Raw genomic sequence first — 25,746 nt, forward strand, 5'->3', positions numbered from 1 at the left:
CCCGAGGAGGCGCGGTGCAGCCGATCCCCTGAGTTGCCGACCGCGCGCGGCGCGAGCAGGGCCGACATGCGCAGACGGTGTTCACACGAGCACCCCTGACACTGCCGCCGGACCCGCCCGCCCCGTCGGCAAGTCAGGAGAACGGCACCCGTCGCAGCCCGGAGGAGGCGCGGTGCAGCCGATCTCCTGAGTTGCCGACCGCAGGCGTAGGGCGCGGGCAGGGGGTGCCGGGCACAGGGCGGCGGAGCAGCACGACGAGGTCAGTGCAGCTACAGGAGCGCGGCGAGGTCAGCGCGGCGGCGGCAGGGCGGCGGGAGCAGGTCAGCTTGGCAGGGGCAGCGCAGCGGCAGCAGCGCCGCGGCAGCAGCGCCGCGGCAGCAGCGCCGCGGCAGCAGCGCCGCGGCAGCAGCGCCGCGGCAGCAGCGCCGCGGCAGCAGCGCAGCGCGGCGGGAGCGGCGCCGCGGCAGCGGCAGCAGCGCGGCGGGACGGGCGGGGGCTAGGCGGCGCCGTCGAACATCGAGGTGACCGAGCCGTTGTCGAAGACCTCGTGGATGGCGCGCGCGATGAGCGGGGCGATCGGCAGGATCTCGAGCTTGTCGAACTTCTGGTGCTCGGTGAGCGGCAGCGTGTCGGTGACGACCACCGAGTCGATGAAGTCGCTGTTGAGGATCTCGGGGGCCGGGTCGCTGAACACCGCGTGGGTCGCGGCCACCACGACGCCGATCGCACCGTTCGCCTTGAGGGCCTCGGCGGCCTTGACGATCGTGCGGCCGGTGTCGATGAGGTCGTCGACGAGCAGGCAGACGCGGCCCGAGACGTCGCCGACGATCTCGTGCACGGTGACCTGGTTCGGCACGAGCGGGTCGCGGCGCTTGTGGATGATGGCCAGGGGGGCGTCGAGCTTCTCGCTCCAGATGTCGGCGACGCGGACGCGGCCCATGTCGGGCGAGACGACCGTCAGCGTCGTGTTGTCGAGCTTGGCGCGGAAGTGCTCGAGCAGCACCGGCATGGCGAAGAGGTGATCGACCGGGCCGTCGAAGAAGCCCTGGATCTGCGGGGCGTGCAGGTCGACGCTCATGATGCGGTGGGCGCCGGCGGCCTTGAAGAGGTCGGCGACGAGGCGGGCCGAGATGGGCTCGCGGCCGCGGCCCTTCTTGTCTTGCCGGGCGTACGGGTAGAACGGCGCCACGACGGTGATGCGCTTGGCCGACGCACGCTTGAGCGCGTCGACCATGATCAGCTGCTCCATCAACCACTCGTTGATGGGGGCCGAGTGCGACTGGATGACGAACGCGTCGGAGCCGCGGACGCTCTCGTCGAACCGGGCGTAGAGCTCGCCGTTGGCGAAGGTACGGGCGTCGGTCGGGATCAACTCGCTGCCGAGCTCGGCGGCGATCTGGTTGGCCAGTTCGGGGTGCGCACGCCCCGAGATCAAGACGAGTCGGTTCTCGCCGGTGATCTTGATTCCGGACACGTCACTCGCTCTCCGGCCCCGAGGGGCCAACCCGACCGGGTTCAGTCGGTCGTTCGTTCGGCGCGAGCGGCGGCCTCGGCAGCCGCCGAGCCGGGGCGGTTCGCCTCGACCCATCCGCTCGCATTGCGCTGTGGAGCGATGCTCAAGGCCAGGGCACCGGCCGGCACGTCCTTTCGGACGATGGTGCCGGCGCCTGTGTACGCTCCGTCGCCAATCCTAACGGGGGCGACGAAGACGTTGTGCGACCCGGTGCGGACGTGCGACCCGACCTCGGTGCGGTGCTTGGCCACCCCGTCGTAGTTGGCCGTGATGGTGCCGGCGCCGATGTTCGACCCCTCGCCGACCTCGGTGTCGCCGACGTAGCTGAGGTGGGGCACCTTCGACCCTTCGCCGATCTGGACGTTCTTCGTCTCGACGAAGGTGCCGATCTTGCCGTCGGCCGAGAGGAGCGTGTTCGGCCGGAGGTACGCGAACGGACCCACGGAGGCGCGGGCACCGATGACCGCGAGGGTCGCGTCGGTGCGCTTCACCGTCGCCCCCTCGCCCACCTCGGTGTCGACGAGGGTGGTGTCGGGGCCGACCACCGCGCCCGCGGCGACGTACGTCGCACCGCGCAGCTGCGTGCCGGGCAGCAGTTCGACGTCGGGGCTGAGCGAGACGTCGCGGTCGATCCAGGTGGTCTGCGGGTCGACGATCGAGACCCCTTCACGCTGCCAGTGCTCGACGATGCGGTCGTTGAGCCGGCGGGCGGCGGCGGCGAGCTGCACGCGGTCGTTGATGCCCTCGAGCCGCCAGGTCTCGTCGATCGCGCGGGCGGCGACGACCTCGCCGGCCGCGGTCAGCAGGCCCACCACGTCGGTGACGTACTTCTCGTTCTGGGCGTTGGCCGACCCGATGCGCGGCAGGTGGGTGCGCAGGGCGGCGACCGTGAACGCGTAGGTGCCCGAGTTGATCTCGCGCACGGCACGCTCGTCGTCGGTGGCGTCCTTGTGCTCGACGATGCGGTCGACGTCACCCGAGTCGCGCCGGACGACCCGGCCGTACCCGGTGGCGTCGGGCAGCACGGCGCTGAGCAGGGTGGCCGAGGCGGACGCGGCGCGGTGCTGGTCGAGCAGGGCGGCGAGGGTCTCGTGGTCGAGGAAGGGCACGTCGGCGCTGACGACGACGACGTCGCCGGTGAACTCGGCGGGCAGCGCCTCCACTGCCTGTTCGACGGCGCGACCCGTGCCGGGCACGTCGTCCTGGTCGACGACGAGCGCGTGCGGGGCGGTGTCGAGGACGCTCGCCACGACGAGGTCGCGTTCGTGCCGCACCACGGTGACCAGGTGGTCGGGCTGCAGCGCGCCGGCGGTCTCGAGCACGTGCTGGATCAGCGGCAACCCGGCCAGCCGGTGCAGCACCTTCGGGGTCGAGGACTTCATGCGCGTGCCCTGCCCTGCGGCGAGGACGACGACGGCGAGCTGGCGTTCGGGCATGGTGCTCCTTGGTGAGGGGTGGCGCGTGAACTCCGCCGATCCTCCCACGAGGGGTGGCGCGACCGCGGGACACCGACCCGGCGTGGGGACGCCCGGGGGGACGTCTCGCCTGGGGACGAGACGACTCAGCGCGACCGGACGACCGCGACCGAGCCACCGACCGCGACGGCGTCCTCGACAAGCGCGACGACCACGTCGGGCAGGCCGGTCTTCTCGACGAGGGCCCCGCGGGCCCCGGCGAACAGCCAGCTGCCGGCGAGGGCACCGAGGGCACCCGCGACGGCACCGGCCACGGGCCGACCCCCTCGCCCCGTTCCGCCCATCGCGACGCCGGCCACCGCGCCCGAGACGACGCGCCCGACGAGGGGCCCGGGGGCGAGCCGGCTCGGCGTGGCGGGCAGCTTGTCGCCCACGAGCTCGCCGAGGCCGGCAGCCACGAAGGCGGCGCGACCGACCGGCGACCGGAACGCACGCCAGTGCTGCCACGAGCCGCGCGCCTCGTCGGCGCCCTGGTTCACGGCGAGCACGGCCAGGGGCGTCGCCGAACGTGAACCGCCGAGCGCGCCGAGCAGGGCGGCGCGGACGAGCGGCGGCAGGGAGGTGGTGGTCGACATGGCAGGGTCCTCGTCGTCGGGCGGACGCCGGGGCGCCACGGTCGGGGCGGGGCGGGGCCGTCGGAACGACCGTGACTCGAGACGGTCGGGGCTCCGCCACCAGGATTCGAACCTAGACCTAACAGCTCCAAAGGCTGTCGTGCTGCCGTTACACCATGGCGGACCGCGCGTGCGCGCCGCACCATTCTGCCAGACCGCGGCCGAGCCGCCGTGCCCCGAGGAGGCGCGGGCACGCCGGGTGCGGCACCGCGCCTCCCGCGTCCGGACCAGCCCTCGGGCATGATGGGCGGATGCCCGAGCAGGACGAGGTCGACCGGATCGTCGAGGCGTGGCGCCACGAGCGACCCGACCTCGACTTCGCGCCCCTGCACGTGCTCTCGCGCGTGGGACGACTGTCGAAGCACCTGGACCGCGCCCGACGCGAGGCGTTCCAGGCCAGCGACCTCGAGTCGTGGGAGTTCGACGTGCTCTCGGCCCTCCGTCGGGCCGGCGATCCCTACCAGCTCAGCCCGAAGACGTTGCTGCAGCAGACCCTCGTCTCGAGCGGCGCGATGACCAACCGCATCGACCGGCTCGTGACCCGCGACCTGGTCGAGCGTCGCACCGACCCGAACGACGGCCGGGGCATCCTCGTCACGATGACCGGCGAGGGCCGCCGAGCCGTCGACGCCGCCATCGAACGCCTCGTCACGGCCGAGGACGCGCTTCTCAGCGACCTCAGCGACGACGACCGTCGCCGCCTGACCGACCTGCTGCGCACGCTCAGCCTGACCCTCGGCGGCTGACCGGACGCACGGCACCGCGTCTCGTGCATCACACCCGGACGAGACGGGGTGCCGTGAACGAGACGCGGTGCGGTGCCGTCAGGCCGGGCAGGCCGGGCAGGCCTGGCAGGCCGGGCAGGCCGGGCAGGCCGGGCAGGCCGGCGAGCCCTACGCCAACAGCTCGCTCAGCTCGAGCCAGCGCACCTCGAGCTCGCCCGTCTTGTGGTCGAGTGCGGTGAGCTTCGCCTGCAGCGCGGCCAGGCCGTCGAAGTCGGACTGGTCGAACGTGGCGAACTGCGCCAGCAGCGACTCGCGCTCGCCCGCGGCCTTGGCGAGCTTGCGGTCGATCGAGCCGAGCTCCTTCTCGGCGTTGCGCTTCTCGGCACCGGACAGGCCCGACGCGGCGGCCGAGGCGGCCACCGACGCCGACGCCCCCTGGACGGCCGTCGGGCGGTCGGTCGCGCCTCCCTGGTTCTGGGTCGCCTCGCGACGCAGCTGCAGGTACTGGTCGACGCCGCCGGGCAGGTGGCGGAAGCGCCCCTCGAGCACGGCGTACTGCTGGTCGGTGACGCGCTCGAGCAGGTAGCGGTCGTGCGACACGACGAGCAGGGTGCCGGGCCAGCCGTCGAGGAGGTCCTCCATCGCGGCGAGCATGTCGGTGTCGAGGTCGTTGGTGGGCTCGTCGAGGATGAGCACGTTCGGCTCGTTCAACAGGATCAGCAAGAACTGCAGGCGACGCTTCTGCCCACCCGACAGGTCCTTGATCGGGGTCTGCAGCTGGGCGCTCGTGAACCCGAGGCGCTCGAGCAGCTGCCCCGGCGTCATCTCCTTGCCGCCGGTCACGTACGAGGTGCGCTGACGACCGATGACGTCGTTCACCCGCTCGTGTGCGACCTCGTGCAGGTCGGCGAGCTGCTGGTCGAGGATGGCGAACTTGACCGTCTTGCCCTGCTTGACCCGCCCCTCGGTCGGCGCGATCGCCCCGGTGACGACCTTCAGCAGCGTCGACTTGCCGGCACCGTTGACGCCGAGCACCCCGGTGCGCTCGCCCGGGGCGATGCGCCACTCGACGCCCTGCAGCACCCGCTTGTCGCCGAACGAGACGCCGACCTCGACGAGGTCGACGACGTCCTTGCCGAGCCGGGCGGTCGCCATCTGCGACAGCTGCACGGCGTCGCGGACGGGCGGTTCGTCGGCGATGAGCTCGTTGGCCGCGTCGATGCGGAACTTGGGCTTGGTCGACCGCGCCGGGGCGCCGCGACGCAACCAGGCGAGCTCTTTGCGCATGAGGTTCTGGCGCTTGGCCTCGGAGGCCGACGCCATGCGGTCGCGTTCGACGCGCTGCAGCACGTACGCCGCGTAGCCGCCCTCGAAGGGCTCGACGACGCCGTCGTGGACCTCCCACGTGTCGGTCGAGACCTCGTCGAGGAACCACCGGTCGTGGGTCACGACCACGAGCGCGCCCGAGTTCGTGGACCACCGGCGCGACAGGTGCTGGGCCAGCCAGGCGACGCCCTCGACGTCGAGGTGGTTGGTGGGCTCGTCGAGGAACAGGACGTCCCAGTCGCCGACCAGCAGGGTGGCGAGGGCCACGCGTCGACGCTGGCCGCCCGAGAGGTCCTCGACCCGCGCCTCCCACGGGATGTCGGTGGCGAGCCCCGAGATGACGTCGCGGATGCGCGCGTCGCCGGCCCACTCGTGCTCGTCGCGGTCGCCCACGATGAGGCTGCCGACCGTGGAGCCCTCTGGCAGGACGTCGCGCTGGTCGAGCATGCCGATCGTGAGGCCACGGCGGGTCGTCACGCGACCGTCGTCGGGTTCGAGCCGGCCGGCGAGCACCGACATCAGCGTCGACTTGCCGTCGCCGTTGCGGCCGACGACCCCGATGCGGGAGCCCTCGTCGATGCCGAGGGTCACCCCGTCGAGGACGACCTTGGTCGGGAATTCGAGACGGAGGTTTTCAGCGCCGAGTAGATGAGCCACCCGAGAAGCGTAGACGGCACGGGCTGGGCGCCCGACCCGGCCGTGCGCGGCCGACGTCAGCCCAGCGACGCCACCCACTCGTCCGAGCCGTCGGTGAACTCCTGGCGCTTCCAGATGGGGGTGCGGGCCTTGACCTCGTCGACGAGCGCGGCGCAGGCCGCGAACGCCTCGGCGCGGTGGGCGGACGCCACGGCGCAGGCCAGGGCGACGTCGCCGACGACGAGGTCGCCGTACCGGTGCTCGACCGCGATCGCGACCTCGGGGTGCGCCTCGGCCACGCTCAGCGCGACCTCGCGGATCACGTCGGTCGCCGTCGGGTGCGCCTCGTAGTGCAGCGCCTCGACCCCACGCCCCTCGTCGTGGTCGCGGACGACCCCCTCGAACGTCACGACCGCCCCGGAGGCGCGGCTCGTCACGAGCGCGGAGCACTTGGCCACCGACACGGTCACGTCGACGACCCGGGCGAGCAGCACGCGATCGGCGGCGGGTGCGGGGTCGGCGGGTGTCGTCACACCGGAGCCGGACCCACCGTCGGGCGCGGCGCCGGCGGCACCGCCGGGGGCACCGGCGTGGGCGCCGCCGGGCAGGTGGGTCGGGTCGTCGTTCCAGGTCATGCTGCCCCTCCGGGGTCAGGGTGGCGGTTCTGGGCGTGGTCGACCCCGTGCAGCTGGTCGACCACGTGGTCGAGGACGTCGTCGAGCACGGCGAGCCCGTCGCGCACGCCGCCCCGCGAACCGGGCAGGTTGACGACGAAGGTCGCGCCGGCGACCCCGGCGAGCCCCCTCGAGAGCACGGCCAGGGGCGTCGAGGCCGCACCGCGCCTCCTGAGCTCCTCGGCGATGCCGGGCAGCTCGCGGTCGAGCAGGGGCAGGGTCGTCTCGGGCGTGGCGTCGGTCGGCGAGACGCCCGTGCCGCCCGTGGTGACGACGGCGTCCACGCCCCACTCGAGTGCTGCCTCGAGCACGGCGCCGACGGGTTCGCCGTCGGCCACGACGACGGGGCCCTCGACCAGCCACCCGCGTGCCACGAACCAGTCGCGGATGACCGGCCCGGTCGTGTCGTCGGCCGTGCCGGCGGCCGCCCGGGTCGAGGCCACGACGACGACGGCGCGGCGCCGGCCGGGCGCGTCCGTCGGGTGCGTGCCGGCCGCGGCGACGGGGCCCGGCTCGGACGTGGCGTCGCTCATCGAGACCAGTCCCCCGACTTGCCGCCCTGCTTGTCGAGCACCTTGATCTCGCCGATCACGGCGAGCGCGTCGACCGCCTTGATCATGTCGAACAGGGTCAGGGCCGCGACCGACGCGGCGGTGAGGGCCTCCATCTCGACCCCGGTGACGCCGCGGGTCGAGACGCGCGCGATCACGGTGACCTGCTCCTCGGTCGTCTCGAAGTCGACGGTGATCGCCCCGAGCGGCAGCGGATGACACAGCGGGATGAGGGTCGGAGTCTGCTTGGCGGCGAGGATGCCGGCGATGCGGGCGGTGCCGAGCGCCTCGCCCTTGGGCAGCGAGCCGTCGACCAGTCGCGAGATCACGTCGGGCCGGGTGGTCAGCACGGCCTGGGCGGTCGCGATGCGCTTCGTCTCGGACTTGCCGGTCACGTCCACCATGTGGGCGGTGCCGTCCGCCCGGACGTGCGAGAGCGGGGCGTCGGTCGCGGGCGTGTCGGTCATCGGTCGGCCTTCTCGTGGCGGGCGGGGTCGTCGAGTGCCCAGACCTCGACCTCGTCGCCCTCGTCGACGCGGTCGACGCCGACGGGGATCGAGACGAGCACGGTGGCCTCGGCGTGGGCCGCGAGCAGGTGCGAGCTCGGACCGCCGACGAGGTGGGCGCGGCCGTCGACGTCGACCCGCCCGCGACGCAGCTGGTGCTTGCCGACCGGTGAGTCGGCGGCGTGGGCCATGGGGACGGTCCACCGGGCGCGGGGCGTGCCGACGCCGGTGACGGTCTGCAGGGCGGGCCGGAGGAAGGCCTCGAACGACACGAGCGAGCTGACCGGGTTGCCGGGGAAGCACACGACGGGCAGGTCGCGGTCGTGGACGCGCACCGCACCCCAGCCCTGGGGCCCGCCGGGCTGCATCGCGACCGAGCCGAACGTGACGCCGACCCCCTCGAACGCGTCGCGGACGACCTCGTAGGCGCCAGCGCTCACCCCGCCGCTGGTCAGCACCAGGTCGACGGCGTCGGCGTGGCGGGCGACGACCGCGAGCAGGGCGGCCGCGTCGTCGGTCACCCGGGCGACCGTCACGTCGACGCCGACCTCGGCGAGTGCGGCGGCGAGCGTGGCCCCGTTCGCGTCGTGGATCTGGCCGGGCCCGAGCGGGGCACCGGGGGCGGCGAGCTCTTCGCCCGTCGAGACCAGCAGGAGGCGCGGGCGGCTGCGCACCTCGACCGCGTCGATGCCGGAGGCGGCGAGCACGCCCCACCGGGCGGGCGTCAGTCGCGTCCCGGCCGCGAAGAGCACCGACCCCGCGCCGACGTCGCTGCCCGCGGCTCGGACGAAGGCGCCGGAGGCCACGCCGGCGGGCACCTCGACGACGGCGTCGACGCTGGCGGGCGGGAACGCGTCGGGCGTGACCTTCTCGATCGGCACGATCGCGTCGGCGCCGTCGGGCACGGCGGCACCGGTCATGATCGGGGCCGCGGTGCCCGGCACCAGGTCGGGGGCGGCCCGGCCGGCCGGGATGCGCTCGGCGACCCGGAGCGCGGTTGGCCCGGTCGCGTCGAGCCCCGGGGTCGAGACGGCGTAGCCGTCCATCTGCGAGTTGGCGAAGGGAGGCAGGTCGATCGGGGCGACGACGTCGGCCGCGAGCACGCGGTCGCGGTAGCGGTCGGGCCGCGCGGCGAGCGCCTCGGGCGTGACGACGAGGGGCTCGACGGGGCGCGACCGGGCGGCGGCCTCGACGAGCGCCGTGACCTCGGCGAGGTGGGTCTCGATGGTGCGCACGCGGTTCCTCTCGGGCGATCGTCAGTAGCGTATCGGGGGTGACCGACCCCGTGACCGAGACCGACGTCCCCCAGCCCACCCGCGCCTCCTCGGGGCCGCCGCCCGTCGACGTCGCCGTCATCGGCGGCTCGGGGCTCTACTCGCTCTTCGCCGAGGGCGAGGCGACCCGCCACGTCGTCGAGACACCGTACGGCCCGACCTCGAGCGAGGTGACGATCGGCGAGCTGGGCGGCAAGCGCGTGGCGTTCCTCACCCGGCACGGCGCGGGCCACGCGGTCGCACCGCACCTGATCGACTACCGGGCGAACGTGTGGGCGTTGGCGTCCCTCGGCGCGAAGGCGATCGTGTCGTCGTCGGCGGTCGGCGGGGTCAGTCCTGACGTCGCCCCGGGCACGATGGTCGTCACCGACCAGTTCGTCGACCGCACCTGGGGGCGTCGCGACACCTTCTTCGACGTCGAGGGCCAGGTGCAGCACCTGATCGCCGCCGACCCGTTCGACCCGGCGCTGCGGGCCGCGGCGATCGAGGCCCTCGAGGCGCAGGGCGAGCCGTTCGCCCCGACCGGCACCTGCGTCGTGATCCAGGGGCCGCGGTTCTCGACCCGGGCCGAGTCGCTCTGGTTCCGGGCCGCGGGGGCGCACACGGTCAACATGACGATGTACCCCGAGATCCCGCTCACGCTCGAGCTCGGCATGGGGGCCGTCAACCTCTCGTACGTGACCGACAGCGACGCCGGCCTCGCCCCGGCCGAGGGCGACGCCCCCGACGCCGACGCCGTCAGCGCCTCGCTCGTCTTCGAGCGGCTCGCCGCCGCCCAGCCGCGCATCGTCGCGGCCATCGAGTCGATCGTCGCCGCGATGCCGGACGACTACGCCCCGCGCGAGCTGATGTCGCCCGAGGCGGTGGCCGAGGTGCTCGCCCGGCCCGTCTCGGGGCGGAGGGCCGCGCTGTGAGCGCCACCCGCGCCTCCTCGTCCCCCGCCACCGACGCGGCCGCGGCCACCGCCGAGTCCGCCGGCCCCGGTCTGCTGCTCGTCACGGGTGGTGCCGGCTTCATCGGCTCGGCGATCGTCGACCTCGCGCTCGGGCGCGGCTGGACGGTGCGCGTGCTCGACTCGTTGCGATCGGACGTGCACGGCGGCGAGCCGACCGTCGACCACCGCGTCGACTTCGTGCACGGCGACGTCCGCGACGCCGAGACCGTCGACCGGGCCCTCGTGGGCGTCGACGCGGTGTGCCACCAGGCGGCCAAGGTCGGGCTCGGCGTGGACTTCCAGGACGCGCCCGACTACGTGTCGTCCAACGAGCTCGGCACGGCCGTCGTGCTGGCGGCGATGGACCGGGCGGGCGTCGACCGGCTCGTCGTGGCGTCGTCGATGGTCGTCTACGGCGAGGGCAGCTACCGCACCTCGACCGGCGCGACCGAGCGGCCGGCACCCCGCCGCATCGCCGACCTCGACGCGGGCGTCTTCGACCCGCGCGACGAGGCGGGCGAACTGCTCGTACCGCAGCTGATCGGCGAGGAGGCCCCCCTCGACCCGCGCAACGTCTACGCGATCACCAAGCTGACCCAGGAGCACCTCTCGACCTCGTGGGCGCGCAGCACGGGCGGTCGCGCCGCGGCACTGCGGTACCACAACGTCTACGGTCCGGGCATGCCGCAGAACACCCCGTACGCGGGCGTGGCGTCGCTCTTCCGCTCGGCGCTCGAACGCGGCGAGGCGCCACGGGTGTTCGAGGACGGGGCCCAGCGCCGCGACTTCGTGCACGTCCGCGACATCGCCTCGGCCAACCTCGCGGCCCTCGACTGGACGGCCGACCAGCCGGCCGACGCGTTCCGGGCCTTCAACGTCGGCAGCGGCACGGTGCACACGATCGGCGAGATGGCCGAGGCGCTGGCACGCGAGGCCGGCGGGCCGGCACCCGTCGTCACGGGCGAGTACCGGGCGGGCGACGTGCGCCACGTCACCGCCTCGTCCGCACGGCTGAAGGACGAGCTGGGCTGGCGACCGAGCGTGAGCTTCGAGCAGGGCATGCACGAGTTCGCCACGGCCCCGTTGCGCGCCGCCGTCGTCCGCTGACCGGAGGCGCTGACCCGGGCCGCCGACCCGGGCCGCCGACTCGAGCCGCCGACCGGAGGCGCTGACCCGAAGCGCTGACCGGGCAGGGCGTCCGACGTCCGGAGCGCCCGACGGCGGACGCCTCGAGGTCACCGGGCCCAGGGGTCGACGAGCTCGAGACCGAGGCCCTCGAAGTCTCCCGTGTTGCGCGTGGCCAGGGCGGCACCGCCGACGAGGGCGTGTGCCGCGATCATGGCGTCGGCCGTCGCGATCGGTCGACCGGCGGCCCTGCGCCGCGCCAGCACCGTCGCGTACTCGATCGCCGCGTGCGCGTCGAACGCCAGCACACGACCGTCGAACTGGTGCTCGAGGATGTCGATGACGCAGTCCTCGACGCGGTCACGGCGGTGGCCCCCGGGCATGGCCAGCAGCCCGGCCAACATCTCGGCACCGGTGACGACGCTCAGGTAGAGCCCGTCGAGCCGTTGCCGCTCGAACCAGCTCACCACCTCGGGGCAGGGACGGGGACGCGCGAGTTCCGACACGACGTTCGTGTCGACGACGATCACCGGAACTCGGCCGATCGCGCCGGGGCCTGCGCCCGCCGATCGCGGTCGAGGCTCTCGACGAACTCGTCGTCGAGGAAGGAGCCCTTCTCCGCCAACCGGCGACGGAAGGCGTGGACCCAGTTCTCGGGCGTCGGTGCCGCCCCGACGGCCGCCACGGCCGACGGATCGTCGACCGGCCCCTCGGCCCCCCGGGCGAGTCGCGTCACCATCAGCCGCACCTCGGCCTCCATCGACCGCCCGTGGCTCGCACTCAGGGCCTTGAGCCCCTCGATCACCTCGGGGTCGAGACCCCGCACCGTCAACGTCGCCATCCTGGCCCCCTCCGATCACCGACGCTAGCAGAACGACAGCACTCCCCCCGTTCGGGGCGCGCATCGCCCGCTCCCATGACCTTCATGGGATCGCATCCGTATCGTCGGGAGGATGAGCAATCCCGTGGTCGACGTCGTGCTGCCCTGTCTCGACGAAGAAGGCGCGCTGCCGTGGGTGCTCGGGCGGCTGCCAGAGGGCTGGCACGCGATCGTCGTCGACAACGGGTCGACCGACGACTCCGCGCGCGTCGCGGCCGCGCACGGTGCGACCGTCGTGCAGGAGGCGCGGCGCGGCTTCGGCAGCGCGGCCCACGCCGGTCTCGAGGCGGCCACCGCGCCCTACGTCGCGTTCTGCGACGCCGACGCCTCGATGGACCCCGCCGACCTCGTCGCGCTCGCGGAGCCCGTGATGGCCGATGACGCCGACCTGGTGCTCGGCCGTCGGCGCCCGACCACCCGGGGTGCCTGGCCGGTGCACGCCCGCCTGGCGAACCTCGCCCTGTCGCGCCTGATGCGGCGGGCCAGCGGGGTCGCCCTGCACGACCTCGGCCCGATGCGCGTCGCCCGTCGCCAGGCCCTGCTCGACCTCGACCTGAAGGACCGCCGCAGCGGCTACCCGCTCGAGATGGTGCTGCGTGCATCCGAGGCCGGCTGGCGCATCGTCGAACGGGACGCCCCGTACTCGCCGCGCGTCGGGCGCAGCAAGGTGACCGGCACCATCCGAGGCACCTGGGTGGCCGTGAAGGACATGTCGCGCCTGCTGCGCGAGGCCGGCCGATGACCACCCTCGTCGTGATCGCCAAAGAGACGATCCCGGGCAAGGTGAAGACCCGGCTGCACCCGCCGCTCAGCCTCGAGCAGGCCGCCGACGTCGCGGCCGCGGCGATCCAGGACACCCTCGACGTGGCCCGCCGGCTGCCGGCGACGCGACGCGTCCTGCTGTTCGACGGCAACCGCAGGCCCGACGGCTCCGAAGACTTCGACGTGATCCCTCAGATCGGTGGCGACCTCGACGCACGACTCGGCGCCCTGTTCGACGAGGTCGACGGCAAGACGGTGCTGATCGGCATGGACACCCCCCAGGTGACCGTCGAGGCACTCGCCCCGGTCTTCGACGCGTGGACCGACGACGTCGACGCCTGGTTCGGCCCGGCGAACGACGGCGGCTTCTGGGCCCTCGGCCTCGCCCGTCCGACCGGCGACCTGCTGCGGGGCGTGCCGATGTCGCGCGACGACACGGGCGCCCACCAGCTGCGCCGGCTCGCCGACGCCGGCCTCACCGTCCGCATGCTGCCCGAGCTCGTCGACGTCGACACCATCGACGACGCGCGCCTCGTCGCCCGCGCGGCGCCGGACAGCCGGTTCGCCTCCGCCCTGCGGCAGGCCGAGTCCACCGTCACCACCACGAACCCCACCCGCACGACCACCACGAACGGCGTCACCCGAACGACCGATCCCGCCACAGAAGGGGTCACCTCATGACCATCGCCCCCGAACAGCCCGCCACCTTCGGTTCAGGAGGCGCGGAGCCGTACGCGCGCGCCCTGCGTCACGAGGGGCTGCTGCAGCTCGTCCGGGCGGCCGGTGCCGTCGGCCGCCCCGCCTCGCCCCCCGCCGCCGGCGACCGCGACGCCGACGAACCGTTCGACGTGGCCCGCTGGAGCGCGGACGCCGACGCCGCCGACCTCACGACGCTCGACGCCGAGACGGGCCCGGTGCTCGACATCGGCTGCGGGCCCGCCCGCATGGTGCGGGCCGCCGTCGACCGGGGCCTGACGGTGCTCGGGCTCGACGTCTCGCCGACGGCCGTGGCCATGGCCCGCGAGGCCGGCCTGCCCGTGGCCGCCGGCTCCGTCTTCGATCCGCTGCCCCGCGAGGGCGAGTGGAACCTCGCCCTGCTGCTCGACGGCAACGTCGGCATCGGCGGCGACCCGACGGCCCTGCTCACCCGCTGTGCCGAGATCCTGACCCCGACCGGGTCGGTCGTCGTCGAGACCGCTCCCGACGCCTCGCTGGACGACAGCTACGAGGCCCACGTGGTCGACGACCTGGGGCACGCCAGCGCGACCTTCCCCTGGGCCGAGGTCGGCCGCGAGGCCCTGCACCGCCACGCCCGACGCTCGGGCCTGCGGGTCGCTCAGACCTGGTCGGTCGCCGGACGCACCTTCTGCCGGCTGCGCGCCAGGTAGAGCGCCACCACCGCGGCGGCGACCACCGCGATCGCGAGCCAGAGCACCGCGAGGCGAACGCCGTAGTCGAACGGCAGCACCGTGTCGTTCTTCGGCCCCTTCATCTTCGCGACGATCTCGGGCACGACGACCAGCGAGAAGATCGCGCCGACGACGACGGCGCCCTGCACGATCCAGAGGACGGCCGGACGCACGCGCCGCCCCGTCCGTCGCACGACGAGCGACACCGCGGCCACGACCGGGGCGAGCACGGCGTCGTGCAGGACGACCGAACCGATCAACCAGACCACGAGGCCCCCGTAGCGGTTCGGGTTCACGGTGTCGGTGAGCACCCAGCCGCCGAAGCCGATCAGGGCGACGCCGAGGGCGACCAGCACACCGCGCACGACGCGGACGGCGCGCGACGTGCCCGCGCCTCCTGCACCCGCCGTCGTCGACGGGACGCGCGCGGTCACGAGAGCACCTCGATCGAGCTGAGCCACTTCGTCTGCAGGACGCCGGGTCGGCCCGGGGCGATCATGCGCGCCGGGTAGCCGTGGTCGATGCTGAGCGGCTCGCCGTTCAGCTCGAGGGCGACGAGGGTGCGGGGGTCGGAGGCGTACTCGGGGCCCATCTCGGTCACGCGGTAGCCGCCCTTCTTCTCGAGGCTCGTCAGTCGCAGGCGTCGGTCGGTCGGGGCGCCGGCCGCGGCCAGCAGGTCGACGAGGCGCACCCCGCGCCAGGCGCCGGTCTGGCTCCACCCCTCGACGCAGGCGATGGGCAGGCGTTCGTCGGCGCCGTCGAACCCGCGCAGCGCGTCGAGGGTGAACGCGGTGGCGACGCCGCCGACCACGACGTCGAGGCGCCAGTCGGGGTCCATCGCCGTCTCGAGCACCTGGGCGGCCGCGGCCGTCCGGTTGATCGGCAGGTCGTTCGGGCCGAGGCCGCGCTGCCGGGGCGCGAAGGCGTTGAGCGGCGCCAGGGGGGCGAACGACTGACCCGCGGTGAGGACGACGACCCCGCCGGTGGCGACCCCGGCGGCGGTGAAGAAGCCCCGACGCGACACCCGGGCACGGCCCGGTTCGCGGTCGACCTCGTGGGCGGTGTCGATCCAGCGCATGACGCGGCCGGTGAGGCCGCGGGCGGGGGCAGGAGGCGCGGCGTGCGGGTCGCGGTCGCGTCGCGTCGGGTCGGCGTCGCGCTCGGCACGGAACCGGGCGAGCTCGGCCGTGGCCTCGGTCTCGGCCACGAACGAGGCGCGGGCCGGGTCGAGCCCGGCCGACGGCTCGACGAAGCGCCCCTCGTCGTCGTAGCTGTCGCGCGCCCGCCAGTAGCGGGTGATGAGCGGCAGCTTGACGGCGATGTGGACGGCCAACGACCCGACGATGACGAACGACAGGGCGAAGTGCACCTGCTTGAACGGGAACGGCCAGGGGTAGTACTGGTACGTGTTGAGCAGCCCGGTGACGAGCTGCAGGATCGAGGTCGCGACGAAGAGGGCGATGGAGGCGCGCTCGAGGACGTCGACCGGGTGCCTGATCGGCGGGTGCTGGAAGAGCTGCGGGAAGACCGAGTGCAGCTTGGCGAGCAGCAGGGGGACGCACGCGATGCCGGCGGTGATGTGGACGCCCTGGCTGACCTGGTAGAGCCAGACCGGGCTCGTCGGTAAGCGCATCCACCCGAGCGGCTCTTGGAGGAAGTGGCTGTAGAGGCCCGTCAGCAGGCAGACGACGAAGGCGAGGCCCAGGAGACGGCCGAAGACGGTCGCCGAGCGGGCGTTGCGCGTCGGTGACGAGACCGCTCGTCGCGCGTCGTGCAGGAGTCGTCTCATGGCTGCATCATTTCAGATATGCCGCGACTCGGGGACTGCACCGGCGGATTCCGCCACACTGGTCACGTGCGTACTGTGTTCGCGGCCGTTGCCGTCCTCGGATTGGCCGGGACGATCGCCTGGGGCGTCGTGAACGTCGGCTTCCTGATGAAAGAGCTGCGGACCGACTTCGTCGTCTGGACCGGCATCTGCTGGGCGCTCTTCGCCCTGGCCGTCGTGCTGTTGCGCCGGGTGCCCGTGCGACACGTCACCGCCCTGGTCGTCGCGGGCACGGCGCTCGTCGGGGGTGCGGGCCTGACCGGCGTGCCCAACACGAGCACCGACCCGGCGCGCTACGCCTGGGACGGCATCGTGCAGACGGCCGGCATCTCGCCGTACGAGTACACGCCCGACGCGGGTGAGCTCCGCGACCTGCGGCCGACGTGGCTCTTCCCCGAGTCGACGCCGTTCACGCGTGACGACGGCACGATCGGCGAGCGCTGCGGCGAGCCCGACCGCCAGGTGCACCGCGCCTACGACAGCCAGACCGGCGACGTCGTCTGCACCCTGATCAACCGGCCCGACGTGCCCACCATCTACCCGCCCCTCGCCGAGCTGTACTTCTGGGCCGTGTCGGCGGTCGTCGGGCCCGACGCGGGGTTCTTCCCGCTGCAGGCCACCGGCTTCGTGCTCGTGCTCGGCACGACCCTCGCCCTGCTGGCCACCCTGCGTCGTCGCGGACTCGACCCGCGGTGGGCGGCGCTCTGGGGCTGGTGCCCGCTGGTCGTCGGCGAGGGCATCACGAACTCGCACGTCGACCTCCTGGGCGCCGTGCTCGTCGTCGCCGCGTCGCTGCTCGTCGCCACCGGTCGACGCTGGCGGGGCGGCATCGCGCTCGGGGCCGCGATCGCGACCAAGCTCATCCCGGTGATCGCGGCGCCCGCCCTGCTGCGCGGGCAGCCCTGGAAGGTGATCGGCGCCTCCGTCGTCACGTTCGCCGTGCTCTACGTGCCGTACGTGGCCACGACCGGGTGGCAGGTGCTCGGGTACCTGCCGGGTTACCTGACCGAGGAGGGCTACGAGGACGGTTCGCGCTTCGTCTTCCTGTCGGCGTTCCTGCCCGAGGCCTGGACGACCCCCGCCGCCGTGCTGATCGTCGGGGTGACGGCCGTGCTGGTCTGGGTCAAGACCCCGTCGCACGACCCGTGGCTGGGGCAGCTCGTGATGATCGGCGTGACGCTCGTGGCCGTCAGCCCGCGGTACCCCTGGTACGCCCTGCTGCTCGTGCCGTTCGTCGCGCTGACCGGTCGCGTCGAGTGGCTGGCGATCCCGCTCGCGCTGCTCGTGCGGCAGCTCGAACCGGGCATGGCGCTGCAGCGCTCGTCGCTCGCCGCGGCCGTGCTGGTCATCCTGCTCGGGACGCTCTGGCGGGCCGGGCCCGGGTTCGCCGACCGCCTGCTCGACGGGCTCGACGGCGACCTGCGGCGGGTGCGCGCGCTCGCCGGGCGGAGGCGCGGGTCACCGCCGGCCGCGGAGCGCACCTGACGCCGCGGCGACGGGCGGCCGGGCCACGGGCGTCGGCGTGGCTCGCCGTCGAGCCGGGGGCCCGCCGTCAGAGGGGGTAGGCGACCGCGTCGTCGGCGTCGAACGAGAAACGGACCGGAGTGCCCGGCACGAGGTCGAGGGCGGCCACGACGCCGGGCAGGACGTCGGCCGAGACGTCGCCCGCCCGGACGCGGACGAGGTCGCCACGCGGTTCGAGGTCGGACACGACGACGTCGAGGACGTTCGAGCCGGGCGTCGGAGCGACCGGCGCGCCCGTCGCGACCCGCACGGCGGCGGGTCGGACCGCCACGGCGGCGGCAGTCCCGAACTCGAGGCGGGTCGCGACGTCGGAGGCGGGACGAGCGGACACGACCGACCCGTCGTCGAGGAGGACTCCCCCGCGGCGCGTCACCGTGCCGGTCAACAGGTTCAGGGCGGCGAGCCCGGCGGCGAACGGCGTGGTCGGGCGTTCGAGCACGGCCCGCGTGGGGCCGGCGTCGACGACCCGCCCGGCGTCGAGCACGACGACCCGGTCGGCCAGCATGAAGGCGTCGAGGACGTCGTGCGTGACCACGATCGCCGTCCGATCGGCGAGCACGTCGCGCAGCGTGCGCCGCAGGGCGGGGGCGACCGACACGTCGAGGGCGGCCATCGGCTCGTCGAGCAGCAGCAGGTCGGGGTCGGCCGCCAGGGCGCGCGCGACGGCGATCCGCTGCGCCTGCCCGCCCGAGAGCTGCGTCGGCCGCCGGCCGGCGAGCGCCGTGGCGTCGACCCGGGCGAGCCAGTCGTCGGCCCGCCGGGTGGCCTCGCGGCGCGACAGGCCGGCGCTGCGCGGGCCGAACGCGACGTTGTCGCGGGCGCTGAGGTGCGGGAAGAGGAGGGCGTCCTGGGCGAGCAGCGCGACGCCGCGCTCGTGCGGACGCAGCGCGGGCCCTCGTCCTCGGCCGTCGACGTCGAACAGCACGCGGTCGCCGAGCCGGGCCGTGCCGCGGTCGGGACGCACGAGGCCGGCGACGAGGTCGAGCACCGTCGACTTGCCGGCGCCGTTCGGGCCGAGCACGGCCAGCGTCTCGCCCTCGGCCACCGTCAGCTCGACGTCGAAGCCGCGGGACCCGACGACCGCGGCGAACTCGAGGGTCACGACCCGCGCTTCCTCGTCGTCAGGGGGCTGCGGGCGGCGGATCGCGGCGCCTCGGGCCACGGTGCCCCGGCCCGCTCGGCCGCGCCGCCCGGTGCGCCGACGCGGTGCGCGAGCGCGACCACGACGACGGCCAGGACGACGAGCACGAGCGACAACGCCACGGCCGCGTCGGGGTCGGTCTCGCGCTGGAGGTAGATCTCGAGGGGCAGGGTGCGCGTGACGCCCTGGAGCGACCCGGCGAAGGTCAGCGTGGCGCCGAACTCGCCGAGGGCCCGGGCGAACGACAGCACGGTCCCCGAGGCGAGCGCGGGCAGCACGAGCGGCAGGGTCACCCGGCGCAGCACGGTCGTGGGCGGGGCCCCGAGGGTCGCCGCGACGGCCTCGTAGCGCGTCCCCACCGTGCGCAGGGCACCCTCGAGGCTCAGCACCAGGAAGGGCAGGGCCACGAAGGCCTGGGCCAGCACGACCGCCGTCGTCGAGAACGCGATCGTCACGCCGAACGCGTCGAAGGCCCGACCGAGCAGGCCCCGGCGCCCGAACGTGTAGAGCAGCGCGATGCCGCCGACGACGGGCGGCAGCACGAGCGGCAACAGCACGAGCGAGCGCAGCACCTTCTGGCCCCAGAACTCGGTGCGGGCCAGCACCACGGCCAGGGGCACCCCGAGCACGACGCAGATCAGGGTCGCCGAGACCGACGTGCGCAGGCTCAACCACAAGGCGTCGACCGACGACTCGGACGTGACGAGCGGGACGAAGTCGGGCCAGTCGACCCGCGACACCATGGCGACGAGGGGCAGCAACACGAAGGCGGCGCCGGACGCGGCGACGACCACGACCCAGGCCGGGACGCTCGCGGGCAGGCCACGGCCCCGACGGAGGGACCGCCGCCGATCACCGTGCGGCGTCACCTCGGGCCGGGGCGTCCGCGCTCTGGGGGTCACGACGAGGACGTCACGGCGCGCCGAAACCGGCGCCCCGCAGCACGCCCTGGCCCACCTCGCCCGTGACGAGGGCGACGAACGCCCGGGCGACCTCGGGGTCCGCCGTGTCGGCCACGGGGGCGATCGGGTACGTGTTGACGGCCTGGTCGGATTCGGCGAACGGGACGCCCTCGACGCTGTCGCCGGCCGCCTCGACGTCGGTCACGTAGACCAGGCCGGCGTCGGCCTCGCCCGAGGTGACCTTGCCCAGCACGTCGGTGACCGACGATTCTTCGCTGACGGGCGAGATCGTGACGCCGGCGGCCCGTTCGACCGCGACCGTGGCCGCGCCGCAGGGCACCTGGGGGGCGCAGACCACGGTCTTCACGTCGGGCTCCGCGAGGTCGGCGAGGCTCGTCACGCCCGCCGGATTCGACGGAGGCACGGCGATGGTGAGGACGTTGGTCGCGAAGTCCTCGGGTGCGGACGACTCGACGAGCCCGGCGTCGGTCAGCTTCGTCATGTTCTTCTCGTCCGCCGAGGCGAAGACGTCGGCGGGGGCGCCCTCGGTGATCTGCGTGACGAGGTCGGACGAGCCCGCGAAGGTGAGCTCGACCGTCGTGCCGGGGTTCGCCTCCTCGAAGTCGTCGGCCAGCTCGGTGAACGTGGTCTTGAGCGACGCAGCGGCGTAGACGGTGATCGACCCGTCGAGCGCCGAGCCGGAGGCGGTCGGGGTCGCGCTGGTCGCCGGGTCGACGGTCGCGCCCGAGCAGCCCGTCAGGGCGAGCGAGGTCGCCAGCGCGACGGTTCCGGCGAGCGTCTCGACGATCGTGGGGGGTCTTCTCACGGGTCAGGCCTTCCCGCCGGGGGTCTCGATGATGACGGTCGTGGCCTTCACGACGGCGACGGCCACCGAGCCGGGTTCGAGACCCAACTCGCGGACGGCCTCGCTGCTCATCAGCGAGACGATGCGGTGCGGGCCGCACTGCAGCTCGACCTGAGCCATCACCCGGTCGGCGGTGACCCCGGTGACGATTCCGACGAGCCGGTTGCGTGCCGAGCGACCGATCTCGGAGGGGTCGGCGGGCAGGACGGCGTTCTCGCGGGCGAGGCGCGCGAGCGACAGGCCGTCGACGACACCCCGGCCGGCCGCGTCCTTCTCGCTCGTGAGCAGGCCGAGGTCGACCCAGCGTCGGACGGTGTCGTCACTGACGCCGAGGAAGGCTGCGGCGTCCTTGATCCGTATCTGCGACATGGCGACCACCCTAGCTCCGCAGGAGCGGTCTCGCATGCGTCACATGACAAGCGAGCCACTCGTGTTATCGGATATCGGGATCATGGATTCTGCATGCGAACAGTCGTATTGCAATGGGTCGTTTTTAATGCCATCGTCATGTGATCTTCCGACGGACGGACGATCATGACGAACGGAGAACGACCATGTCCACACCCCACCCCTCGCCTGTCCTCGGTCGCCTGTCGGTCGCGGCCGCGAGCCTCGCCGTCGCCGCGGTGGTCGGCGTCGGCATCGGGGTCGCGCCGGCCGCGGTGGCGGCCCCCGCACCGGCGGCTGCCTCCTCGGCGTCCGACGAGGCGGCCGCGTCGGGCTCGGCCCCGGCCGACGGCCCCTCGACCCGCGGCTCCGGGTACGTCGGGGGCGGGTACTGGCAGTACGGCGTCACGAACTCGACGGTGTACTCGAAGTACCAGCACGCCTCGCGTCAGCACAGCGCCACGGCCTGCGCGAGCCAGGGTCGCTGCCTCTCGTCAGGATGGAGGGCGCCGGGCTACCTCGCCGTCGCCACGCGCACCAAGAGCACCGGCGGCAACACCGCGTTCTGGAACGTCCGCTGAGCACGCGGCTCGCCGCCACGACCGTCCTCGGGGTCGTGGCGGCGGTCGCCGCGGCGACCGTCGTGGGGCTCCACGCCCTCGCCGAGAGCGAGGCGTTCGGGTCGCGCCCCCTCGGCAACGCCTTCGTGCTGGCCGCCGTGCCACCCCTGACCGTCGACCCCGACCCCGCCGCCACCCTGGGTCGGGTGGCCGACGGACTCGGCGTCGACCTCGCCCACGTCGAGGCCGACCCGTGGGCCCCCGAGACCGTGACGCACGTGTACCCGCTCCGGGGTGCCGACGAGCAGCCCGTCACCCCCTGGTTGTCGCACGTCGTCCACCCTGACGGCGATCTCGGCGACCGCGAGCTGCGAGGCTCGTACACGACCGACGCCACGGGTGCCGACTTCACGAGGCTGCTCGACCGCCTCGACGACGCCGGGTTCGCACCACAGGACGCGCGGCAGTCCCTGGTCGGGACGGTGCCCGCCGTCCTGCGCAGCAGGCCCGTCGCACTCGTCACCGTGGGCGTCGCCGTCCTGCTGCTCGCGACGGCCGCCCGTCAGGGACAACGACGACGTGCGTCCACCGCACTCCGCACCGTGGTCGGCTGGCCCTCGTGGCGCTCCCGGGGACGCGACCTGGCACCCGTCGCCGTCGCGACCGGCGCCGTGGTGCTCGTGGCCACCGGCGTCGTCCTCGGCGCCTGGGTCGTGGTCGCCGACCACCGTCGACCCGAGGTGGTGCTGCCCCTGTGGTCCGCCCTCGCCGCCGTCACGACGGCCGGGGTGCTGGCCGTCCACCTGGTCGCGCTGCCCGCCACCGCGCCCCGGCGTCTGGTGGCGACCACGGTCGGCCGCCTCGACGCCCTCCGTCGCGAGGCGCTGCCGATCGCCCTGCACGTCGGCCTGGTCCTCGTCGTCGTCGCGGGCGTCGGCGTTGCCACGACCGCCCTCGACGCGACGCGGCAGGTCGACCGGACGGTGGCGGCCGACCCCGACGCGTCGCGGTGGTGGTCGATGTGGGTCGGGGTCGCCGGCGCCACCGAGGAGGAGTTCCCGCGGCAGCTCGGTCCGATCGCTCGTCACCAGCTCGCGACCGGGCGCGCCCGGCTGGCCGACCCCACGATCGTGCCCGGCATGGTGCTCCACCTGGCCCCGCCGAGCACGACCGGTGGCGCCGACCCCGACACCCCTCTCGTGCGCGTCGACGCCCGGCCGGCCGACCGTGAGGCGGCGCGGGCCGAGCTGGACCTCGTCCTCGACACGCACTGGGCGGTCGACGGGCAGGCCGCACCAGCCCGGCGGTACGAGTTCCGCGACCTGCCCGGGGACGAGCCCCCGGTGAGCCCAGTCACCTCGGGCCCGTTCGGCATCGACGTGCCGGTCCGGGTCGAGGCCGAGTTGCCGCTGGACGTCGTGCCCGACGAGATGCTCGCGGTCTCGGCCTTCAACGGCTGGATCGGCTTCGACGACCCCCGGGCCGTCGAGCGCGACCTCGCCCGGGCCGGGGTCGGCGGGCTGGTCTCCGCCTGGAAGAACGTCGCCGACGACCAACAGGACGTCCTACGAGCGAGCCGGCGGGAGACCCTGCTCGCGGTGGTGGTCGCCTCGTCGACGGGCCTCGTGCTCGTGCTCGGCACCGTCACGACGGCCCTGGCCACCGCAGCCCGACGACGTCCGCGGGCCGACGCCCTCGCCCTCGCCGGGCGCCGCCCCGGGCGGGCGTCCGCAGCCGACCTCGCCGTCGGTGCCGGCCTCACCGCCACGGCCGCCCTCGTCGCGGTCGCGGTGGTCCCCGCCGGCTTCGTGGTCAGCCCCCTGGCCCCGACGTCGGCGGCCCTGCTCGTCCTGGGCCTGACGGCGACCGACCTCACCACGCGGGTCGCGACCCTGTCGTGGACGCGACGCGCGTGGGCACCCCGCCCGCGCCTCCTGACCCCGAGAGAAGACGGATGACCGACACCGACCGACTGACGCTCCACCGGCTCGGCACCACCGTGGGCGGACGCACGCTCTGGACGGACGTCTCGACGACGCTCGACCCGGGCTCGGCCCTGGCCGTCGTGGGGCCGAACGGCAGCGGCAAGTCCACCCTGCTGGCGTGCCTCGCGGGCCTCCGAGCCCCCGACGAGGGCCGGGTGACCTTCGGCGGAACCGACGTGACCTCGCTGGGGCGGGCCCGGCTGCGGGCGTTCCTCCGCAACACCTGCGGCGTGCTGCTGCAGTGCGGCACGCTCGTGCCCGACTGGACGGTCGCCCAGAACGTGGGGGTGGTCCGCCCCGCCGGCCTCTCGCGACGGGACCGCGCCGCGGCCGTGCACCGGGCCCTGACGATGCTCGACCTCGACGACCGGGCGGGCAGCCTCGTCGCGGCGCTGAGCGGGGGCGAACGGCAACGCGTCGGCCTGGCCCGCCTCGTCGCGCAACGGCCCCGCCTCGTCGTCGCCGACGAGCCGACCTCGGCGCTCGACGACCGGGCCCGCGGCCTCGCCCTCGCCGCCCTGGCGACGCTGCGCGACGCCGGCACGACCGTCGTCGTGGCCACGCACGACCCGGTGGTCGTCGACTGGTGCGACGCCGTCCTCGACCCGTCGCGGACGGCTGACCGAGGGCCGCGGAACGAACGGAGGCGCGGGTCGTCCGAACCGGACACCGCACGTTCGGCCCGGCGGGCTTAACCTCGTCAGATGACCGTCTCGCTCGGACTGCCCACCATGCCCGGCCGGGCCTCCGCCGACGCCCTGCTGCCGCCCCGGCCGTCGAGCACCGCCGCCCCGGGCCTGCTCGACCGCTTCGGCCGCACCGCGACCGACCTGCGCGTCTCGCTGACGGACAAGTGCAACCTGCGCTGCACCTACTGCATGCCCGCCGAGGGCCTGCCGGCCCTGCCGCGGGAGCAGGCGCTGGACGCCGACGAGATCGTCCGGCTGGTCGGCATCGGCGTCCGGTCGCTCGGCGTCCGTCAGGTGCGGTTCACCGGGGGCGAGCCCCTGCTGCGCGCGGACCTGATCGACATCGTGCGCCGCGTCGCCGCGATCGAGCCGCGACCCGAGGTCTCGTTGACGACCAACGCCATCGGCCTTGCCCACCGGGCGCAGGCCCTCGCGGACGCCGGGCTCGACCGGGTCAACGTGTCGCTCGACTCGCTGCACGCCGAGACGTTCATGAAGGTGTCGCGTCGACCGTTCCTCGACAAGGTGCTCGCCGGCGTCGACGCCGCGGCGGCCGCCGGTCTCACGCCGGTCAAGATCAACGCCGTCCTGCTGCCGGGCGTCAACGACCACGAGGCACCCGACCTGCTGGCCTGGGCGCTGCGCGGCGGCCACGAGCTGCGCTTCATCGAGCAGATGCCGTTGGACGCCGATCGGAGCTGGGACCGCGCCTCCTTCGTCACCTCACGCGACATCCATTCGCTGATCGCCACCCGCTTCGACCTCAGCCCCGCCGACGTCGACCGCGACGGCGCGCCCGCCGAGCTGTTCGACGCCGTGGGCCGCGGCGACGACGCCGGGCTGACGGGCCGCGTCGGCATCATCGCCTCGGTCAGCGAGCCGTTCTGCGCCGACTGCCGACGGACGCGCATGACCGCCGAGGGCGGCATCCGCAGCTGCCTGTTCAGCGGCGGCGAGACCGGGCTGCGCGACCTGCTGCGCGGCGGCGCGAGCGACGACGAGCTCGCGGACGCCTGGCGCGGAGCCATGTGGGCCAAGCCCTCCGGCCACGGCATCGACGACCCCGACTTCGTGCAACCCGAACGCACCATGAGCGCCATCGGAGGCTGACGTGACGACCACCGACCCCCGCCCCACCACCGGGACCGTCGCGACGGCCGACGACCCGGCGGCCTCCGTCGCGGCCACCGGCGTCTCGGCGACGCTGCGGTTCTTCGCGGCCGCCCGCACGGCCGTGGGACGCGACGAGCAGCGCGTCGAGGTGCCCGCGGGCGAGCGCCCCACGGTCGGCCGCCTGCTGACCGAGGTCCGGCCCGTCGAGGGCACCTCGGCCGCGGACTTCCGTGACGTCCTGATGCGCTGCTCGTTCTTGGTCGACGGCCTGACCACGCGCGACCGCGAGCAGCTCGTGCCCGACGGCGCCGTGATCGACGTCATGCCGCCCTTCGCCGGAGGCTGACC

General features: G+C 74.2%; 28 protein-coding genes, 1 tRNA gene and 1 pseudogene. 12 read left to right on the plus strand and 18 right to left on the minus strand.

The window, feature by feature from the left end:
• Positions 1–496: 496 nt before the first annotated feature.
• From ABID81_RS04550 to ABID81_RS04565, 4 genes are all read right to left on the minus strand, one after another.
• Complete coding sequence (locus ABID81_RS04550) at positions 497–1,474, minus strand: ribose-phosphate diphosphokinase (RefSeq protein WP_354593625.1); 978 nt, start codon at positions 1,472–1,474, stop codon at positions 497–499.
• A 41-nt stretch (positions 1,475–1,515) separates the two neighbouring features.
• Complete coding sequence (glmU, locus tag ABID81_RS04555) at positions 1,516–2,949, minus strand: bifunctional UDP-N-acetylglucosamine diphosphorylase/glucosamine-1-phosphate N-acetyltransferase GlmU (protein WP_354593626.1); 1,434 nt, start codon at positions 2,947–2,949, stop codon at positions 1,516–1,518.
• A 125-nt stretch (positions 2,950–3,074) separates the two neighbouring features.
• Entirely contained in the window at positions 3,075–3,563 is a 489-nt protein-coding gene (locus tag ABID81_RS04560; RefSeq protein WP_354593627.1) for a DUF4126 family protein, read from the minus strand.
• A 91-nt stretch (positions 3,564–3,654) separates the two neighbouring features.
• Positions 3,655–3,726 (minus strand) — tRNA-Gln (locus ABID81_RS04565).
• 127 nt (positions 3,727–3,853) lie between these two features.
• Between ABID81_RS04565 and ABID81_RS04570 the strand changes: the two genes are divergently transcribed.
• Positions 3,854–4,348, plus strand: coding sequence for a MarR family winged helix-turn-helix transcriptional regulator (locus ABID81_RS04570; RefSeq protein ID WP_354593628.1), 495 nt, complete (start codon positions 3,854–3,856; stop codon positions 4,346–4,348).
• A gap of 147 nt (positions 4,349–4,495) precedes the next feature.
• Here ABID81_RS04570 and ABID81_RS04575 read toward each other — a convergent pair whose 3' ends face one another.
• The 6 genes and pseudogenes from ABID81_RS04575 to ABID81_RS04595 form a co-directional block, all read right to left on the minus strand.
• Positions 4,496–5,782 carry an ABC-F family ATP-binding cassette domain-containing protein gene (locus ABID81_RS04575; protein WP_502915181.1) on the minus strand — a complete coding sequence of 429 codons (1,287 nt, stop codon included), beginning with the start codon at positions 5,780–5,782 and terminating at the stop codon, positions 4,496–4,498.
• A 59-nt stretch (positions 5,783–5,841) separates the two neighbouring features.
• Positions 5,842–6,388: pseudogene (locus ABID81_RS15710) on the minus strand (ATP-binding cassette domain-containing protein); the annotation flags it as partial.
• Positions 6,367–6,924: a molybdenum cofactor biosynthesis protein MoaE gene (locus tag ABID81_RS04580; RefSeq protein WP_354593630.1), complete on the minus strand. Its 558-nt coding sequence runs from the start codon at positions 6,922–6,924 to the stop codon at positions 6,367–6,369. The gene ABID81_RS04580 and the pseudogene ABID81_RS15710, both read right to left, overlap by 22 nt.
• Positions 6,921–7,496, minus strand: a complete 576-nt coding sequence (locus ABID81_RS04585) for a MogA/MoaB family molybdenum cofactor biosynthesis protein (protein WP_354593631.1) — start codon at positions 7,494–7,496, stop codon at positions 6,921–6,923. The genes ABID81_RS04580 and ABID81_RS04585 overlap by 4 nt, the downstream gene beginning before the upstream one ends.
• Complete coding sequence (moaC, locus tag ABID81_RS04590) at positions 7,493–7,981, minus strand: cyclic pyranopterin monophosphate synthase MoaC (protein WP_354593632.1); 489 nt, start codon at positions 7,979–7,981, stop codon at positions 7,493–7,495. Before moaC ends, ABID81_RS04585 begins: the two co-directional genes overlap by 4 nt.
• A complete protein-coding gene (locus ABID81_RS04595) occupies positions 7,978–9,255 on the minus strand; it encodes a molybdopterin molybdotransferase MoeA (protein WP_354593633.1) in 1,278 nt (425 codons plus the stop codon). The genes moaC and ABID81_RS04595 overlap by 4 nt, the downstream gene beginning before the upstream one ends.
• A 38-nt stretch (positions 9,256–9,293) precedes the next feature.
• Here ABID81_RS04595 and ABID81_RS04600 point away from each other — a divergent pair, with 38 nt between their 5' ends.
• Both ABID81_RS04600 and ABID81_RS04605 read left to right on the plus strand, forming a co-directional pair.
• The gene (locus tag ABID81_RS04600) at positions 9,294–10,208 is read left to right on the plus strand and encodes an MTAP family purine nucleoside phosphorylase (protein WP_354593634.1); all 915 of its coding nucleotides are present in this window, start codon (positions 9,294–9,296) and stop codon (positions 10,206–10,208) included.
• Positions 10,209–10,279: 71 nt separating this feature from the next.
• Entirely contained in the window at positions 10,280–11,335 is a 1,056-nt protein-coding gene (locus ABID81_RS04605) for an NAD-dependent epimerase/dehydratase family protein (protein ID WP_354593825.1), read from the plus strand.
• 128 nt (positions 11,336–11,463) lie between these two features.
• On the opposite strand, the gene ABID81_RS04610 is transcribed toward ABID81_RS04605, so the two are convergent.
• Positions 11,464–11,883 carry a type II toxin-antitoxin system VapC family toxin gene (locus ABID81_RS04610; protein WP_354593635.1) on the minus strand — a complete coding sequence of 140 codons (420 nt, stop codon included), beginning with the start codon at positions 11,881–11,883 and terminating at the stop codon, positions 11,464–11,466.
• A complete protein-coding gene (locus ABID81_RS04615; protein WP_354593636.1) occupies positions 11,880–12,194 on the minus strand; it encodes a FitA-like ribbon-helix-helix domain-containing protein in 315 nt (104 codons plus the stop codon). Before ABID81_RS04615 ends, ABID81_RS04610 begins: the two co-directional genes overlap by 4 nt.
• Positions 12,195–12,306: 112 nt before the next feature.
• Here ABID81_RS04615 and ABID81_RS04620 point away from each other — a divergent pair, with 112 nt between their 5' ends.
• Genes ABID81_RS04620 through ABID81_RS04630 form a run of 3 tightly spaced genes read left to right on the plus strand, consistent with a single transcriptional unit; the run spans position 12,307 to position 14,383 of the window.
• Positions 12,307–12,975, plus strand: a complete 669-nt coding sequence (locus ABID81_RS04620; protein ID WP_354593637.1) for a glycosyltransferase family 2 protein — start codon at positions 12,307–12,309, stop codon at positions 12,973–12,975.
• Positions 12,972–13,676, plus strand: a complete 705-nt coding sequence (locus tag ABID81_RS04625; protein WP_354593638.1) for a TIGR04282 family arsenosugar biosynthesis glycosyltransferase — start codon at positions 12,972–12,974, stop codon at positions 13,674–13,676. The genes ABID81_RS04620 and ABID81_RS04625 overlap by 4 nt, the downstream gene beginning before the upstream one ends.
• On the plus strand, positions 13,673–14,383 hold the full coding sequence (locus ABID81_RS04630) for a class I SAM-dependent methyltransferase (protein WP_354593639.1): 711 nt from the start codon (positions 13,673–13,675) through the stop codon (positions 14,381–14,383). Before ABID81_RS04625 ends, ABID81_RS04630 begins: the two co-directional genes overlap by 4 nt.
• Here the strand turns inward: ABID81_RS04630 and ABID81_RS04635 are convergent.
• Both ABID81_RS04635 and ABID81_RS04640 read right to left on the minus strand, forming a co-directional pair.
• Positions 14,332–14,838 (minus strand): hypothetical protein, encoded by a 507-nt coding sequence (locus ABID81_RS04635; protein WP_354593640.1) that lies wholly within the window; start codon positions 14,836–14,838, stop codon positions 14,332–14,334. The two genes, ABID81_RS04630 and ABID81_RS04635, sit on opposite strands and share 52 nt — an antisense overlap.
• The gene (locus ABID81_RS04640) at positions 14,835–16,193 is read right to left on the minus strand and encodes a molybdopterin-dependent oxidoreductase (protein ID WP_354593641.1); all 1,359 of its coding nucleotides are present in this window, start codon (positions 16,191–16,193) and stop codon (positions 14,835–14,837) included. Before ABID81_RS04640 ends, ABID81_RS04635 begins: the two co-directional genes overlap by 4 nt.
• A 66-nt stretch (positions 16,194–16,259) precedes the next feature.
• On the opposite strand from ABID81_RS04640, the gene ABID81_RS04645 reads away from it, so the two are divergent.
• Positions 16,260–17,717 (plus strand): glycosyltransferase 87 family protein, encoded by a 1,458-nt coding sequence (locus tag ABID81_RS04645; RefSeq protein WP_354593642.1) that lies wholly within the window; start codon positions 16,260–16,262, stop codon positions 17,715–17,717.
• 67 nt (positions 17,718–17,784) lie between these two features.
• Here the strand turns inward: ABID81_RS04645 and ABID81_RS04650 are convergent, their stop codons facing one another.
• From ABID81_RS04650 to ABID81_RS04665, 4 genes are all read right to left on the minus strand, one after another.
• Positions 17,785–18,858, minus strand: coding sequence for a sulfate/molybdate ABC transporter ATP-binding protein (locus ABID81_RS04650; protein WP_354593643.1), 1,074 nt, complete (start codon positions 18,856–18,858; stop codon positions 17,785–17,787).
• Positions 18,855–19,718 carry an ABC transporter permease gene (locus ABID81_RS04655; RefSeq protein WP_354593826.1) on the minus strand — a complete coding sequence of 288 codons (864 nt, stop codon included), beginning with the start codon at positions 19,716–19,718 and terminating at the stop codon, positions 18,855–18,857. The genes ABID81_RS04650 and ABID81_RS04655 overlap by 4 nt, the downstream gene beginning before the upstream one ends.
• 91 nt (positions 19,719–19,809) lie before the next feature.
• The gene (modA, locus tag ABID81_RS04660) at positions 19,810–20,625 is read right to left on the minus strand and encodes a molybdate ABC transporter substrate-binding protein (RefSeq protein WP_354593644.1); all 816 of its coding nucleotides are present in this window, start codon (positions 20,623–20,625) and stop codon (positions 19,810–19,812) included.
• 3 nt (positions 20,626–20,628) lie between these two features.
• Positions 20,629–21,033: a TOBE domain-containing protein gene (locus ABID81_RS04665; protein WP_354593645.1), complete on the minus strand. Its 405-nt coding sequence runs from the start codon at positions 21,031–21,033 to the stop codon at positions 20,629–20,631.
• 185 nt (positions 21,034–21,218) lie between these two features.
• Here ABID81_RS04665 and ABID81_RS04670 point away from each other — a divergent pair, with 185 nt between their 5' ends.
• The 5 genes from ABID81_RS04670 to ABID81_RS04690 are packed head-to-tail and all read left to right on the plus strand — an operon-like array spanning position 21,219 to position 25,744.
• On the plus strand, positions 21,219–21,632 hold the full coding sequence (locus tag ABID81_RS04670) for a lactococcin 972 family bacteriocin (RefSeq protein WP_354593646.1): 414 nt from the start codon (positions 21,219–21,221) through the stop codon (positions 21,630–21,632).
• A gap of 35 nt (positions 21,633–21,667) precedes the next feature.
• Entirely contained in the window at positions 21,668–23,569 is a 1,902-nt protein-coding gene (locus ABID81_RS04675) for an amino acid adenylation domain-containing protein (protein ID WP_354593647.1), read from the plus strand.
• Positions 23,566–24,291 (plus strand): ABC transporter ATP-binding protein, encoded by a 726-nt coding sequence (locus ABID81_RS04680; protein WP_354593648.1) that lies wholly within the window; start codon positions 23,566–23,568, stop codon positions 24,289–24,291. Before ABID81_RS04675 ends, ABID81_RS04680 begins: the two co-directional genes overlap by 4 nt.
• 9 nt (positions 24,292–24,300) lie before the next feature.
• Positions 24,301–25,395 (plus strand): GTP 3',8-cyclase MoaA, encoded by a 1,095-nt coding sequence (gene moaA / locus ABID81_RS04685; protein ID WP_488628111.1) that lies wholly within the window; start codon positions 24,301–24,303, stop codon positions 25,393–25,395.
• Position 25,396: 1 nt separating this feature from the next.
• Complete coding sequence (locus ABID81_RS04690; protein ID WP_354593649.1) at positions 25,397–25,744, plus strand: MoaD/ThiS family protein; 348 nt, start codon at positions 25,397–25,399, stop codon at positions 25,742–25,744.
• Positions 25,745–25,746: the final 2 nt, after the last annotated feature.

It is taken from the genome of Frigoribacterium sp. PvP054 (assembly GCF_040547465.1).
Classification (GTDB): domain Bacteria; phylum Actinomycetota; class Actinomycetes; order Actinomycetales; family Microbacteriaceae; genus Frigoribacterium.

What these genes read in the sequence shown, in the direction of transcription:
- ABID81_RS04570 (WP_354593628.1), top strand. Translation starts at nt 3,854, where the DNA reads ATGCCCGAGCAGGACGAGGTCGACCGGATCGTCGAGGCGTGGCGCCAC.
- glmU (WP_354593626.1), bottom strand. Translation starts at nt 2,949, where the DNA reads ATGCCCGAACGCCAGCTCGCCGTCGTCGTCCTCGCCGCAGGGCAGGGC.
- ABID81_RS04665 (WP_354593645.1), bottom strand. Translation starts at nt 21,033, where the DNA reads ATGTCGCAGATACGGATCAAGGACGCCGCAGCCTTCCTCGGCGTCAGT.
- ABID81_RS04680 (WP_354593648.1), top strand. Translation starts at nt 23,566, where the DNA reads ATGACCGACACCGACCGACTGACGCTCCACCGGCTCGGCACCACCGTG.
- ABID81_RS04630 (WP_354593639.1), top strand. Translation starts at nt 13,673, where the DNA reads ATGACCATCGCCCCCGAACAGCCCGCCACCTTCGGTTCAGGAGGCGCG.
- ABID81_RS04585 (WP_354593631.1), bottom strand. Translation starts at nt 7,496, where the DNA reads ATGAGCGACGCCACGTCCGAGCCGGGCCCCGTCGCCGCGGCCGGCACG.
- ABID81_RS04670 (WP_354593646.1), top strand. Translation starts at nt 21,219, where the DNA reads ATGTCCACACCCCACCCCTCGCCTGTCCTCGGTCGCCTGTCGGTCGCG.
- ABID81_RS04640 (WP_354593641.1), bottom strand. Translation starts at nt 16,193, where the DNA reads ATGAGACGACTCCTGCACGACGCGCGACGAGCGGTCTCGTCACCGACG.
- ABID81_RS04580 (WP_354593630.1), bottom strand. Translation starts at nt 6,924, where the DNA reads ATGACCTGGAACGACGACCCGACCCACCTGCCCGGCGGCGCCCACGCC.
- moaA (WP_488628111.1), top strand. Translation starts at nt 24,301, where the DNA reads ATGACCGTCTCGCTCGGACTGCCCACCATGCCCGGCCGGGCCTCCGCC.
- moaC (WP_354593632.1), bottom strand. Translation starts at nt 7,981, where the DNA reads ATGACCGACACGCCCGCGACCGACGCCCCGCTCTCGCACGTCCGGGCG.
- ABID81_RS04560 (WP_354593627.1), bottom strand. Translation starts at nt 3,563, where the DNA reads ATGTCGACCACCACCTCCCTGCCGCCGCTCGTCCGCGCCGCCCTGCTC.
- ABID81_RS04620 (WP_354593637.1), top strand. Translation starts at nt 12,307, where the DNA reads ATGAGCAATCCCGTGGTCGACGTCGTGCTGCCCTGTCTCGACGAAGAA.
- ABID81_RS04615 (WP_354593636.1), bottom strand. Translation starts at nt 12,194, where the DNA reads ATGGCGACGTTGACGGTGCGGGGTCTCGACCCCGAGGTGATCGAGGGG.
- ABID81_RS04625 (WP_354593638.1), top strand. Translation starts at nt 12,972, where the DNA reads ATGACCACCCTCGTCGTGATCGCCAAAGAGACGATCCCGGGCAAGGTG.